Source organism: Nocardia sp. 348MFTsu5.1, from assembly GCF_000383535.1.
Lineage (GTDB): Bacteria > Actinomycetota > Actinomycetes > Mycobacteriales > Mycobacteriaceae > Williamsia > Williamsia faeni.
The window spans coordinates 1-13,651 of sequence record NZ_KB911526.1 but is presented as its reverse complement, the minus strand read 5'-3'; the positions used below and the strand labels follow the sequence as shown (position 1 = coordinate 13,651).

The 13,651-nt window shown below is 63.5% G+C and carries 12 protein-coding genes, 2 tRNA genes and 1 pseudogene; 8 read left to right on the top strand and 7 right to left on the bottom strand.

Annotated features, from left to right (window positions below; genetic code table 11):
- The first annotated feature begins 10 nt into the window (after nucleotides 1-10).
- Nucleotides 11-817 (top strand): histidinol-phosphatase, encoded by an 807-nt coding sequence (hisN, locus tag H290_RS0124705; protein ID WP_020109535.1) that lies wholly within the window; start codon nucleotides 11-13, stop codon nucleotides 815-817.
- 29 nt (nucleotides 818-846) lie between these two features.
- Nucleotides 847-1,509 (top strand): MBL fold metallo-hydrolase, encoded by a 663-nt coding sequence (locus tag H290_RS0124700; protein WP_020109534.1) that lies wholly within the window; start codon nucleotides 847-849, stop codon nucleotides 1,507-1,509.
- Nucleotides 1,510-1,623: 114 nt separating this feature from the next.
- Here the strand turns inward: H290_RS0124700 and H290_RS0124695 are convergent, their stop codons facing one another.
- Nucleotides 1,624-2,070: a DUF2752 domain-containing protein gene (locus H290_RS0124695; protein ID WP_020109533.1), complete on the bottom strand. Its 447-nt coding sequence runs from the start codon at nucleotides 2,068-2,070 to the stop codon at nucleotides 1,624-1,626.
- On the bottom strand, nucleotides 2,067-2,486 hold the full coding sequence (locus H290_RS0124690) for an NINE protein (RefSeq protein ID WP_110261273.1): 420 nt from the start codon (nucleotides 2,484-2,486) through the stop codon (nucleotides 2,067-2,069). The genes H290_RS0124695 and H290_RS0124690 overlap by 4 nt, the downstream gene beginning before the upstream one ends.
- Nucleotides 2,487-2,769: 283 nt before the next feature.
- Here H290_RS0124690 and H290_RS0124685 point away from each other — a divergent pair, with 283 nt between their 5' ends.
- The 3 genes from H290_RS0124685 (at nucleotide 2,770) to H290_RS0124675 (ending at nucleotide 6,168) form a co-directional block, all read left to right on the top strand.
- On the top strand, nucleotides 2,770-4,137 hold the full coding sequence (locus tag H290_RS0124685; RefSeq protein WP_036520176.1) for an acyl-CoA dehydrogenase family protein: 1,368 nt from the start codon (nucleotides 2,770-2,772) through the stop codon (nucleotides 4,135-4,137).
- A gap of 73 nt (nucleotides 4,138-4,210) precedes the next feature.
- Nucleotides 4,211-5,434, top strand: coding sequence for an acyl-CoA dehydrogenase family protein (locus H290_RS0124680; RefSeq protein WP_020109530.1), 1,224 nt, complete (start codon nucleotides 4,211-4,213; stop codon nucleotides 5,432-5,434).
- 401 nt (nucleotides 5,435-5,835) lie between these two features.
- Nucleotides 5,836-6,168, top strand: a complete 333-nt coding sequence (locus tag H290_RS0124675) for a transglycosylase family protein (RefSeq protein WP_020109529.1) — start codon at nucleotides 5,836-5,838, stop codon at nucleotides 6,166-6,168.
- Between the two features lie 14 nt (nucleotides 6,169-6,182).
- Here the strand turns inward: H290_RS0124675 and H290_RS0124670 are convergent, their stop codons facing one another.
- Nucleotides 6,183-7,235 carry a putative zinc-binding metallopeptidase gene (locus tag H290_RS0124670; RefSeq protein ID WP_028463664.1) on the bottom strand — a complete coding sequence of 351 codons (1,053 nt, stop codon included), beginning with the start codon at nucleotides 7,233-7,235 and terminating at the stop codon, nucleotides 6,183-6,185.
- Nucleotides 7,236-7,355: 120 nt separating this feature from the next.
- On the opposite strand from H290_RS0124670, the gene H290_RS0124665 reads away from it, so the two are divergent.
- Nucleotides 7,356-8,366, top strand: a complete 1,011-nt coding sequence (locus H290_RS0124665) for a TIGR03617 family F420-dependent LLM class oxidoreductase (RefSeq protein ID WP_020109527.1) — start codon at nucleotides 7,356-7,358, stop codon at nucleotides 8,364-8,366.
- Nucleotides 8,367-8,412: 46 nt separating this feature from the next.
- Here H290_RS0124665 and H290_RS0124660 read toward each other — a convergent pair whose 3' ends face one another.
- The 4 genes from H290_RS0124660 to H290_RS0124645 form a co-directional block, all read right to left on the bottom strand.
- Complete coding sequence (locus tag H290_RS0124660) at nucleotides 8,413-8,889, bottom strand: DUF5709 domain-containing protein (RefSeq protein WP_020109526.1); 477 nt, start codon at nucleotides 8,887-8,889, stop codon at nucleotides 8,413-8,415.
- 146 nt (nucleotides 8,890-9,035) lie between these two features.
- Nucleotides 9,036-9,109: transfer RNA gene (locus H290_RS0124655), tRNA-Met, on the bottom strand.
- Between the two features lie 174 nt (nucleotides 9,110-9,283).
- Nucleotides 9,284-9,357 (bottom strand) — tRNA-Met (locus H290_RS0124650).
- Between the two features lie 88 nt (nucleotides 9,358-9,445).
- A complete protein-coding gene (locus H290_RS0124645; protein WP_369758846.1) occupies nucleotides 9,446-12,436 on the bottom strand; it encodes a UPF0182 family protein in 2,991 nt (996 codons plus the stop codon).
- A 266-nt stretch (nucleotides 12,437-12,702) separates the two neighbouring features.
- Between H290_RS0124645 and H290_RS0124640 the strand changes: the two genes are divergently transcribed.
- Together H290_RS0124640 and H290_RS0124635 are read left to right on the top strand one after the other, a co-directional pair.
- On the top strand, nucleotides 12,703-13,305 hold the full coding sequence (locus H290_RS0124640) for a PPA1309 family protein (protein ID WP_020109524.1): 603 nt from the start codon (nucleotides 12,703-12,705) through the stop codon (nucleotides 13,303-13,305).
- Nucleotides 13,306-13,464: 159 nt separating this feature from the next.
- Nucleotides 13,465-13,651: pseudogene (locus tag H290_RS0124635) on the top strand (hypothetical protein); the annotation flags it as partial.

Genomic DNA, 13,651 nt, shown 5'->3' with positions numbered 1-13,651 from the left:
GTGAGAGCCCGTGACGGACTCAAGTGGCCTGAAGAACGTGTCGAGCGATCTGGAGCTCGCGCTGTCGCTGGCCGAACTCGCCGACATCATCACCATCGACCGGTTTGGCGCCATCGACCTGCAGGTTGATTCCAAACCGGACCTGACCCCGGTGTCCGATGCCGATCTGGCCGTCGAGACGAGCCTGCGGGACGAACTCCGACAGATCCGCCCCGACGACGCGGTTCTCGGCGAGGAGTTCGGTGGCGATGTGGCCCTGACCGGACGTCAGTGGGTGATCGATCCGATCGACGGCACCAAGAACTTCGTCCGCGGTGTGCCGGTGTGGGCCACTCTGATCTCACTGCTTGTCGACGGTGTTCCGCAGGTGGGTGTCGTCAGCGCACCAGCCCTCGGCCGGCGTTGGTGGGCCAGCACCGGAGACGGGGCCTTCGCCCAGGCGCCCGACGGCGAGTTCCGGCGCATCCGGGTCTCGCAGGTGCCCGACCTCGCGTCGGCGAGCCTGGCGTTCTCGAGCCTGTCGGGGTGGCGAGACCGGGGTATCCGGGATCAGTTCGTCGATCTCACCGACACCGTCTGGCGGGTCCGGGGGTACGGCGACTTCTACAACTACTGCCTCGTGGCCGAAGGTGCGGTGGACATCGCCGCGGAGCCTGAGGTGTCGTTGTGGGACCTGGCCGCCCTCGACATCCTGGTCCGTGAGGCCGGAGGAGCCTTCACCGGCCTCGACGGGATCGCCGGACCACATCAGGGCAGCGCGGTCGCCTCCAACGGCGTTCTGCAGCCTGAAGTTCTCGCGGCACTGACCCGCCCCTGACACCGTCTCGTGGGCGCATACTTGTTCCCATGCAGATCACACACTTTGGTCATTCCTGCATCCTCGTCGAGCTCGGCGGCACCAAAATCTTGTTCGATCCGGGCAACTTCTCGCACGGATTCACCGGTGTCAGCGGCCTCGACGCAATCCTGATCACGCATCAACATCCCGATCATGTCGACACCGCGGCCTTGCCGGATCTGGTGGCAGGCAATCCCGATGCCGTGCTCTACGCCGATCCGCAAACGACCGCACAGCTCAACGGCGACGACGTCGCCGGCGTCTGGACTGCAGCACACCCGGGCGACGAGTTCGCGATCGGTGAACTCACCGCACGCATCCGCGGCGGCACCCACGCGGTGATCCACCCGGACATCCCCACCATCGACAACGTCGCATACCTGCTCGGCGACAACAACAATCCGGCCCAGCTCATGCATCCGGGCGATTCGCTGTCCATCCCGGAAGAGAAGGTCGACGTCCTCGCGATGCCGACGATGGCTCCGTGGATGAAGATCAGTGAGGCCGTCGACTTTCTCCGCGCAATGAGTCCGCGCCTGAGTTTCCCGATTCATCAGGGCCTGCTGTCGAATGTCGGACTGAAGATGCACTACGCGCGATTGTCGGAAATGAGCGATCCGACAACCGAGTTCATCGTCTTGCCGGACGAGGACGCGCTGACCCTCACCTAAAGCTGCAGGCCCTTTTCACCGCTGCCCACCTGAATTCGCGCCATCCAGGCGCAATTGCACCTGGATGGTGCAAATTCGGGTGGGCCGGCAGCTTGAAGTGAGCACCGGGGAACGTTAGGCGATGTCGGGGAAGATCCCGGTACCGGTGAGTTGATCGACCACCCGGGCAATCCCGTAGAGGACCCAGATGGCCACGAGGGCGATCACAACGGGGTGCCGGAGAACTCGGACGACAGCGGTCATCGGACGGTGCCGCACCTGCAGCACGGCCACCGCGATCACAAACGCGGCGACGGCGATCAGGCTGATCGGACCGAAGAGGTTGTACGAAAAGGCATCGGCGACGTGTCCGTGCGCGGCCGCTGTCCAGCTGCGGGTCAAACCACAACCGGGACAGGGCAGGCCGGTGACCAGACGCATCGGACACAGGGTGGGACCGGACGTACTCAGCGCCGGGGTGACGGCAAATGCCGTGACGATCGCCGCGGCACCGACACCGGCAGCGACCCGAACAGATCGTTCGGGTCGCCGCTGATGCGGCACCGTCGACGAAGCAGTCACTTCAGTGGCAGGCCGTCGGAGTCGGTCACCTTGCGCATCGCGACGAGCACGATGTCGATGATCGTCCATACACCCAGCCCACCACAGGTGAGCAGCTTTGCAATACCGAGGCCGGTGTATCCGAGGTAGAAGCGGTCGATGCCGAAGCCACCGACGATCACCGAGAGCAGCAGGGTGGTCAGCCATTCCTTGGACGAGAAGAGCCCCGGCACCTGAGATACCGGGAACCAGCTGCTCGACTGTGTCCGGACCTGGGTCTCGGGTTTGACCTGCCCGGACCGGGTCAACCCGGCCAGATCCTGGTAGCCCATCGGGCCCTGTTCCTGACCGAACAGCGAGACGTAGAAGGTGTCGTTCTGAGGGCCGCCCATGGGCTGCGGCGGCTGCGGCGGAAAGCCGGGAGGAGGTTGTGTCATGGGGGGAAGCGTATGGCACAAATGTGGCGGATAGGCGTCGCTGACGAAAAATGTCATTGATTGAATGACGCCGTTCGATCAACGGCCTGACCAGGGGTGATAGGGATTGATTCCAACTCATTAGTTGTTCAAAGCACCACCGAGCTCGAGCGCCCGCCCCAGCCACGTGACAAACACCTTACTCCGAAGTAAGATCGATCTTACTGTTGAGTAAGATCAACGATGTCCGGGCACCGTCCGGACATACATCACGCCCGTACACGCACGAGACAAGCTGGTGAGAATGAGCACTCATACCGAGCCCCGCGACACGTCCGCTGTTGGCAAGAACCCCCACCGCCGTAGCGCAATAGGTACCGCCATGCGAGTACTGACCACGGTGACGGGCTCCGAGTTCGCCGACAAATACAAGATTCGCGAGCCACTCAACCGAATTGCGTACGAGGGCACCAAGACCGGGTTCAAGACCATCGGCGCAGCCAATCGCGCATTTGCGGCGGCCCAGGGTGGCGGCGAGGCCAAGCGCCTGACCACCACCCCCAAGGACTACTTCAACCTGTACCCCGACGACGAACAGAAGATGATCGCGGACACCGTCAAGGAGTTCGCCACCGAGATCCTGCGGCCGGCCGCCTTCGACGCCGACGCCGCAGCCGCCACCCCGGCGGAAATCCTCACCCGCAGCGCCGAATTGGGCATCACCATGGTGAATGTGCCCGAAGAGTTCGACGGCGCCGCCAGCGAACGCGGCGTGGTCACCAACTCACTGGTCGCTGAGGCGATGGCCTACGGCGACATGGGCCTGGCCCTGCCACTGCTCGCTCCGAGTGGCGTCGCCACCACCCTCACCCAGTTCGGCAGCGATGCCCAGCAGAAGACCTACCTCCCCGCCTTTGCCGGTGAGAGTGTGCCGCAGTCGGCAGTTGTCATCGCCGAACCGCGGCCGTTGTTCGACGCCATGTCGCTGCAGACCAAAGCAACTCGGGTTCCGAGCGGCTACCGGCTGAGCGGCGTCAAATCGTTTGTTCCGGCAGCCGGCTCGTCAGAACTGTTCATCATCGGCGCACAGCTCGACGGACGTCCCGCACTGTTCATCGTCGAGTCGGGCGCCAAAGGACTTGTGGTCGAGGCGGATCCGGGAATGGGCGTCCGCGCCGCCGGAATGGGCCGACTGCTGCTGACGGATGTCAGCGTGCCCACCGGGGCGCTGCTGGGCGAGGAAGAGGGCGAGGGCGCCTACGCCGCCTACCGCGACGTCGTCCGCCTCGCCCGCCTGGGCTGGTCGTCGCTGGCCGTCGGTACCGCGCACGCGGTCCTCGATTACGTCGTCCCTTACGTCAACGAGCGTGAGGCGTTCGGCGAGCCGATCTCCAATCGCCAGGGCGTGGCCTTCATGGTCGCCAACATGGCGACCGAGCTCGACTCGATCCGCCTGGTCACCCTCCGCGGCGCCTCCCGCGCCGAACAGGGTCTCTCGTTTGCCCGCGAGGCGGCGTTGGCCCGCAAGCTCACCGCGGACAAGGGCATGCAGATCGGATCCGACGGCGTCCAGTTGCTCGGTGGACACGGATTCACGAAGGAGCACCCGGTGGAACGCTGGTTCCGCGACTTGCGCGGTGCCGCGATCGGTGAAGGCATCGTCGTCCTCTGAGGACGCGGCCGACTCCCCCACCCTGCATCCAATTCCACGTCCCTGACGTCCATTTCACCGAAAGACAACAGCTATGGCTATCAATCTCGAGCTTCCCCGGAAGCTGAAAACGACGGTCGATCAGGCCCACCAGGCCGCGGCCCAGATCTTCCGGCCCATCTCCCGCAAGTACGACCTGCGTGAGCACGACTATCCGGTCGAGCTCGACACTCTCGCGAGCCTGTACGACGGCCTCTCCGAGGCCGGCGCTGCCGGTGCCGGCGTCGACGGCGGCCGCAGCCAGAAGAAGGACAAGAAAGACCTTCCCGCGGGTGCCGTCGTCAACGGCGGAAACATGCAGTCGGTGCTCAACGCACTCGAAACCTGCTGGGGCGACGCCGGAATGATGTTGACCATCCCGTACCAGGGCTTGGGCAATGCCGCCATCGCCGCCGTCGCAACCGACGAGCAGCTCGCCGAGTTCGGCAAGGTGTGGGCCGCAATGGCCATCACCGAACCGAGTTTCGGATCCGACTCGGCCGCCGTGTCGACCACGGCAACCCGTGACGGTGACGACTACCTGATCAACGGCGAGAAGATCTTCGTGACCGCCGGATCGCGGGCCAGCCACATCGTGGTCTGGGCAACCGTCGACAAGAGCCTGGGTCGCGCGGCCATCAAGAGCTTCGTGGTCCCGCGCGATAGTGAAGGTCTCACCGTGGTGCGCCTCGAGCACAAGCTCGGCATCAGGGTCTCCGATACTGCCGTGGTGCGATTCGACAACGTCCGCGTGCCGTCCGAAAACCTGCTCGGCTCACCAGAAGTCGATGTCAAGAAGGGTTTCGGCGGGGTCATGCAGACCTTCGACAACACCCGTCCGATGGTGGCCGCGATGGCTGTCGGTGTCACGCGTGCGGCACTCGAAGAGCTGCGCAAACTGCTCGAAGACGCCGGCGTCGAGATCGACTACGACAAGCCGGTCAACAATCAGCATGCCGCGGCCGCAGAGTTCATCCGGATGGAATCGGATTACGAAGCCGCATATCTGCATTCGTTGCGGGCAGCCTGGATGGCCGACAACTCCGAGCCCAACTCCAAAGAGGCCTCGATGTCGAAGGCCAAGGCCGGCCGCACCGTCACCGACATCACCACCAAGACCGTGGAACTCGCCGGCACCTTGGGTTACTCCGAGCGTCTCCTGCTCGAAAAGTGGGCTCGCGACTCGAAGATCCTCGACATCTTCGAAGGTACCCAGCAGATCCAGAACCTGATCATCGCTCGCCGGGTTCTCGGCAAGAGCAGCAGCGAGCTCAAGTGACGAGGCACCGATAAGAGACACCTGCAGCGAGTTCACCACTCGCGCTCTCAGAAAGTCCCGCGGCATCGAGGGGTAGCCGGCGGGGCTTTCTGCTGTCTGGGGCACAACCACTTTCGGCCCCGGGCAATCCGGCATATCCGGCGCCATCATTGTGTTCCCCGCCACAATCCTTGTTCAAACACGCATTTGAAACCGGCAACTGTTTCTCCACCTGACCAGCGCGGACCCAAATCACAAGCAGCACTGGTCTTTTAGCAGTGAAACACCGCGGACGTGACCTTTCCGAGATCCACCCGTACCGTCGCCAACGTGCTCGGAACACTTTCCTGGGCATGTCAACGGAAATCACCGATCCCCATGGCGTTCGAGATTCGGGCGCCGCGGTGCGAGGAGGAACACCAATGACCGATATTCGTAAACTTGCTGTCCGGACCGCTGTGGCCGGCGCGCTCACCCTGGCACCTCTGGGTGCATTCGCCGCCAACGCCTCGGCGGAGGGCGCGCACAACTGGGATGCTGTCGCACAGTGCGAGAGCAGCGGCGACTGGTCGATCAACACCGGCAACGGCTACTACGGCGGCCTACAGTTCACCCAGTCAACGTGGGAAGCCAATGGTGGTGTCGGCAGCCCGTCCGATGCGAGCCGTGAGGAACAGATCCGGGTGGCCGAGAACGTCCTCGCCACACAGGGTATCGGGGCGTGGCCGGTCTGCGGCCAGAACCTCTACACCTGATCTGAGCACCTGGTTCAGGCCGAGACAGTGCGCCGGTCGCCGGCGGTGACCACGACCCGGTGCACAAACTCCAGTTTTCGGACCACCGGCTCCGAGATCGTGAACGGGTACAGGTCGCGCTTGCCCATCGACTGGTTGATCCGGTTGAACGCGCCGGCCAGAACCTGCCAGTCCGCGAGCACCGACTCGATGGTGCTACCCGCATAGTTGCTTCGGGGTACCACGTCCGCTGTCAGGTTCCACCGAACTCGCTCGGCCTGAACCACCAGCCCGGATTCGGCCGCTGTATCCAATGTGTCCGAGATATGCAGGTAGTGGGCAAAGCACTCTGCGAAGTCCTCCCACGGGTGCATCGTCGCGTACTCGGAGATGTACGACTGCTCCCATCCCTCTGGTGCCCCGAACTTGTAGTGGCGATCGAGCGCATCGGTATAGCTGGCGCGCTCGTCCCCGAACAGTTCACGGCATTCGTCGATCATCCGGCCGTTCTCGACCAGGATGCTCTGGTAGTAGTGGCCGACCTCGTGGCGGAAATGGCCGAGCATCGTCCGATAGGGCTCTCCGAGGCGCACCCGCAACGATTCGCGATGCTCATCGAGCGATTCGGCGAGATCGATCGTGATCACACCGTTCGCGTGCCCGATCACCACCGGAGTCCCCGACGTCCGGCTCGAGATCAGGTCGAAGGCCAACCCACGGCCCTGGCGATAATAAGGTTCGACGGGCAATTCCAGTTCGATGAGCTGGTAGAGCAACCGGCGCAACGACTTCGCCGTCTGCGCCAGTCTCTCGAGAGCAAGCGTGTCGTCGCCGGCCGGCCGGGCGCGGATGAACGAACCGGCAAAGCACTGTCCGCTCCCCGAATCGTCGGCGACCAGCCAGTTGCATTCCCACGCCCAGTTCGAGCATCGCAGAAGTCGGGTGCCGTCGATCGTGACCGAGTCACCGGGGATGGCGACCAGTTTCATCGAGGGCACGTGAAACGCGAGTGGTACTTGGCAGGAGGGGCAACTCTGTGCCTCGAACGGGGCCGGTCCCCCACACTCGGGACAGTCGAAAGCGCGCATTCCCACAGACTGGCACACGGCGCCCGGTCAGGTGCGGCACATCGCCGATCAATTCGTGAACATCTGGCAAACCTCCCAATTCTCCTCACTCGGACCCGCCGCTCATGTTTACGTCGGAGCATGAAAATCGAGATCCAGCTCGATGCCCCGCCGGGTGCCTGTGCCGATCGTGCCGAAACACTCACCGCGTCGGGCATCGACGGGCTGTTCACGTTCGAAGGCCCTCACGATGTCTTCTTCCCGCTGGTCGAGGCGGCGACCCGGGTCCAGGTCGACATGATGACCAATGTCGCAATCTCCCTGCCGCGCAGCGCTGTTCATCTTGCGCATATGGCATGGGATCTGCAGACGCAGACGGGCGGACGGTTCCGGCTGGGCCTGGGATCACAGGTCAAGACCCATATCGTGCGGCGCTATGGGTCATCCTGGTCGAGACCGGCGGCCCGGATGGCCGAGCAGGTCGACGCGATCCGGGCTGTCTTCGACACCTGGCAGAGCGGCACCCGCCTCGACTTCACCGGCGAGTTCTACAGCCACACCTACATGCCGCCGATGTTCAACCCCGGCCCCTTGGAATGCGGTCCACCCCCGATCTTCCTGGGAGCACTCGGTCCGATAATGACCCGCACCGCTGCCGAGGTCGCCGACGGACTGCTGGTGATGCCGTTCAACTCGCTCGACCACATCACCGAGCGCACCCTCCCCGCGGTCGAGGCGGGTCTGGATCGCGCCGGTCGTGACCATGGCGATCTACAGATCATCCCGCAGGTGATCTGCGGTGTCGGACGCAATGAGACGGAGATGACCACCGCGGTCGCAGGAGTGCGCACACTGCTGGCGTTCTACGGTTCGACACCGGCGTACCGGCCCGTCCTCGAGGTGGCCGGTTGCCCCGAACTCCAGGGCGCACTCCAGACACTGGCCAAGACCGGCGACTACCCGCGGATGTTCGATCTCATCGACGACGACCTGCTCACGCAGCTGTCGGTGGTCGGCACACCCGAAGAGTGCGCGTCGCAGATCATCAACCGCTTCGGCACCATCGCCGACCGTGTCTGCTGCTACTTCCCGGGACAGGACCTACCCCCGCAACACCTACGGGATCTCGTGAACGCACTCCACGACGGCTAGCGGTCACCACGCCCACACAGCCCGGGCGGTGGGTGTCATCGGTGGATCAGTAGTCGGTGTCGATCACGTGCATGGCGGCTTCCTCGGCTGATGCCCCGCCGCCGTCGATGCCGGCGTCGGTTGCCACGCGTTCCTGGACGTCGTGGATGACACCGCCCTCATCGGGTGCGATCAGACGTCCGGCCCGGAGATTGCCCACCTCGTTGCCGGTGGGGAATTCGGCGTCGTAGTCGGACTCGTCACTGCGCCAATCGTCCTTTGCCGCATCCGGCTGGTAGGCCAGCGCCGACGGGTCCAACTCTTCTTCGGCCAAATGCTGCGCCAGACTCTCCCCGGTCGCCTGTTCGGCGGCGGTCATCCCGAACCGTTCCGACGCCAACGGCCGCTCCGGAGGCGAATAACCCTCATCCAGGACGTCCTCGACGCCGCGGTCATCGAGGGTATCGCCAGGTTGCAGTTGATTACCCTCGTCGAGGCTGTACTCCCCGGTGGAGCCTTCCTGCGTGCCATCGCGGTTCGTCATGACTTCACGATGCCACCAGCGTCGCCGTCGCGCACCCTTCTGACCGATGCGCGCTGCGCAGGATGCGCGAGGGTGAGGACAGTGAGCGAACGCCGGACAACGCAAGAGGCCCCCGAGACAATGTCTCGAGGGCCTCTTGACCTTCGTAGCGGGGACAGGATTTGAACCTGCGACCTCTGGGTTATGAGCCCAGCGAGCTACCGAGCTGCTCCACCCCGCGGTGTGAACACAACGTTACAGGCGAGGGCATCTGAATCCAAATCGCCTTATCCGCCAACGCAAAAGACCCCACAATCGGCGCTGCGCGATGCTCGACAAGTGTGCTCCTGGCCTTCGGAGTCCGGACAACGCAAGAGGCCCCCGAGACGATGTCTCGAGGGCCTCTTGACCTTCGTAGCGGGGACAGGATTTGAACCTGCGACCTCTGGGTTATGAGCCCAGCGAGCTACCGAGCTGCTCCACCCCGCGGTGGTGAACGCAACGTTACAGGCGGGTCCGTCCGAACCGCAAATCGCTTGCCTGTAACGCGCGTCACCTCCCCTGAGCTGCGTAAACGCTAGCTCGTGGGCAGTGCCTCATAATCCCCGACCGCGGCCTGCAGATCAGACTGCGCCTTGCCGTAGGCGGTGAAGTCGCCCGCCTGCATCGCCGTCTGCATCGCGTCCAGCGCGGTGTTCATCCGATTGATGATCGCATCGCGCTCCGGCGATGCCGGAACGGCTCCGCCGGTATCCGGCGCCGGTGCCTGCCCTTGCTGCGGGGGCGTTGTCGTCTGCCCCTCGGGTGGCGGCGCAACGGGTTCGACGTTGCCTTCGGATATCTCCGCCACCGACGAGGGATCGATCCCGACACCCCGCAGTGCGCCGGCCACCGTGGGCGCATAGCCGATCTTGTTGTTGTACCGGACGATCACCCTGAACAAACGCGGGAACGTACCCGCGGTGCTCTTTGCCTGCGCGTACATCGGGACCACGCTCAAGATCCCGTTGTCGCCCACCGGCAACGTCAGCAGGTTGCCGAACGTGACATTCGCGGTGTTCTCCAGATTCTTCCGGCCCGATGCGACCCGGCCGTCCGTCTCCATCGCACTGAAGACCTGTTTGGGGCCCTCACGTTGCGTATTGGCCGGCAGCGTCTTGATCGTCATCTGCCCGTAGGTGTCCGGATCGGACGACACGGTCAGATATGCCGACAGGAACTCCTGCTTCAGGACGTTGAACACGGACGTCAACTGGAATGACGCCTTCTTCGACTCCGGATCGGCAGCAACGAAGTAGTACGGGGGCTGATCGAGGCCCTGCGTCACCGCTGCGCTGTCGGTGGGATCGAGCGGCACCGACCAGAAGGCGTCACCCTGGAAGAACGTCTGCGGGTCGTCCACGTGGTACTTGGTCAGCAGGGACCGCTGGATCTTGAACAGATCCTCCGGGTACCGCACGTGCTCGCTCAGGCTTGTGTTCTTGTCGAACTCGGCCCGTGACTCGACCGAACCCGGGAAGACTTTCATCCAGGTCTTGAGGACCGGATCCTGGTCATCGAACTGGTACAGCGTGACTTCGCCGGAGTAGGCATCGACCGTCGCCTTCACCGAGTTGCGGACGTACGAGACCTGCTTGTTGACCTGCGAACGACCCGTCTGCCCTTGATTCAGCTGCTGCGCATCGGAAGTCGCATCGTCGAGCGACATGTTCTGTGCGTACGGGTAGGCGTCGAGGGTGGTGTATCCGTCCACGATCCACTTGACCGATCCGTCCGCCATCACGGCGGGATAGGTCTTGGAATCGACGGTGAGCCACGGCGCTGCCTTCTTGACGCGGTCCCGGGGGTCACGGTTGTAGATGATCTTCGAATCTTTGTTGATGGCACCGGACAGCAACAGGTTGCGTTCGGTGTACTTGATCGAATACGCCAGCCGGTTGAACCAATTCGACAGCGGCACACCGGCATCGCCCTGGTAGGTGTATTTCGAATCGGCCGTGTCGAACTCGCGGGCCTCCCCGTTGTCCGATCCGACGATCGCGTAATCGGGGTTGACCTTGGCGATGAGCTCGCCGAAGTAGATCCGTGGCTGAGTGACCTGGATCGGCGCGGTCGCCTTGTACTCGTCGGTCTGATAGTTGCTCAGATCGCTGACGTTGAACACCGGTTCGCCGCCACCACTGCTGACGTCGTTTTCGTTCGAAACAGCTTCGTTGACGGTGTTTGCCGGCGCCGCGATGAATCCGTTGCCGTGGGTGTACACGGTGTGTTTGTTGAGCCAGTTCTGCTGGTTGGCCTCGAACTTGCTGGGATCGAGCTCGCGCGCGGCCACGACGAAATCGCGGAGCTGTCCGTCGACCGTGTAGCGGTCGAGTGCCAATTGACTGGGGAACCCGTAGAAGTTCTGCTGCCGCTTGAGCTGGGTGAATGCCGGGGACACGACGTTCGGATCGAGAATCCGGATGTTCGACAGGGTCGGCTCGTCCTGATCGACCTGTGCCTGGTCGACGGGTTGGCCGGTCCAATTCTGTTGGTACCGAATCTTGTCCGCACCGATGCCGTACGCCTGCTCGGTGGCGGCGATGTTGCGGCTGATGAACTCGGCTTCCTTCTCGGCCGCGTTCGGCTTGACGGAGAACTGCTCCATCGCCGCGGGCCAGCCGACACCGATGACCAGTGCCGAGAGCAACATCATCGCGGTTGCGAGGGCCGGGATACGCAGATCCTTGAGGACCACACCGGCGAAGAATGCCAGTGCACAGATGATCGCGATGGCCATCAGGATCAGTTTCGACGGCAGCACCGCATTGATGTCGGTGTAACTGGCGCCGGTGAAGATCTCCTGCTTTCGGGTGCTGCTGAGCAAAGTGTACCGGTCGAGCCAGTAGGCAATCGCCTTGAGCAGCAAGAAGGTTCCGGCGAGGACCGCGAGCTGGACGCGGGCCGCGTTGGTGAGTGATCCCCCGCGTCCGGCCAGTCGGATTCCACCAAAGATGTAGTGGGTCACCAGGTTCACGATGAACGCGATCACCACGATCACGAACAGGAAGTTCAGGACGAAACGGTAGAACGGGAGATCGAATGCGTAGAAACCGACATCGAGTCCGAACTGCGGGTCTTTGATCCCGAACGACTCACCGTGCAGGAACACCTGGATCGTCGCCCACGATCCCTGCGCCACCAACCCGGCGAGCAGACCGACCAGGACGGACGGCACGATCGCGAACCAGCGGATCCGGCTCATCACCACCGTGCGGTAGCGGGCGATCGGATCACCCGGGCCGCTGGTCGGCACAAAAACCGGACGGCTGCGGTAGGCGAGCCAGAGCGCACTGAAGAGGATCAGCCCGGCGATGAGGGCACTGATCGCGAACACCGCGATCCGGGTCCAGATGATCTTGGAGTACACCGACTGGTAACCGATGTCCTCGAACCACAGCCAGTCGGTGTAGATCGAGATGAACCTCGGACCCACCAACAAGATCAGCAATACGCCTACAGCGACTGCGATGAGCGCCTTGCTACGTCGCGACAGCGTTGGCATAGCTGCCGGACCCCGGATTCCCACGTGAACGACTCCCAATTTCTTGCCGGACGCACCGCGACCGGTCCTTGACGAACACTTTACTTAGCGAAAGCTGCAGTCGACCGGCGGTGAGGGCCACGGCGTGAGCCGGCAGCCTTCGAGTCCTGTGCATTCGCTTTGAACAGTACCTATCCCCGCTGAGATCGCCCGTCGGGTCATGTGGCGCTTCTCACATCCAACGCCCGGTACACCACACCGGTTCCCGAGGCATTACATAAAAGGCGCGTCGTCAATGCGACTATTGAGCGGTGACCGACTCGCAGCCCCCCATCCTCTCCCCCGACGCGCTGGGCAGTGCGATCCGGGAGGTGATCGAGTTCGTCGATGCCGCCGGCTGGGGACAACCTCCACAGTTGTTCGCCCTTGTACCGACCTCGCTGCTCGCCGACACCCAGCCCGAGTGGGTCGATGAGCACGACACCTCTGAGTTGACACTCATCGAGCAGGAACCGCTGCCGGTCTCGCCGGAAAGCGGGATGGCCGAGCTCGAACACGTCCTCGCCACCACCAGCTGGCCGTCCGAGGTCGAGGGATGTGCGCTGGTCCAGGAGATCATCGTGTTGCCGCCCGAGGCCGAGAACGACCTCGACGACGCGCTCGGACCGCTGCTGGCCGACCCGGACGCCGCCGACCACGTGGCACGCAGTGCCGCCGAGGCACTGCCGGAGAGCCGGACCGCCCGACTGGCGGCCGCGGTCCTGCGTGATGGCCGGACGCTCAGTCTGTTGCAACTGGCGCCGGACGACGACGACTTCGACGGCCCGATCGAACTGCTGCAGCATCCGGACCTGGCACCGAACCTGGTGGCCGCACTGGCCGCGACGCTGGAAAACGTGCCGTTCGACGACTGACAGCCCCCACCATTTCGCAAACGAGCCAGTTGTACGAGGACGAGCCACATATTCGCCGGTTGCCAGGATGTTTGTGAGACACCTGGTGACCGGTGTGGGGAATCGGAGTATGTGATGCTCAGTGAGCCAGTGGGTCGTACCACAACGGGCAGGCGGTCCATGACCGTCGCTTATAAGATCGAGTTTTTGCAGGCCTGGGATCAGGCCGTCGAGCGGGGTGCCAAGACGCGGTTGCTGCGGGAGAACAGCCTTGGGCACAACACGGTCAGACGTTGGATCAAAGCTCGGGATCAGGGACAATTCACTGCAGCGATGACCGCTGCGGCGACCCAGATCCCGAGGAGCA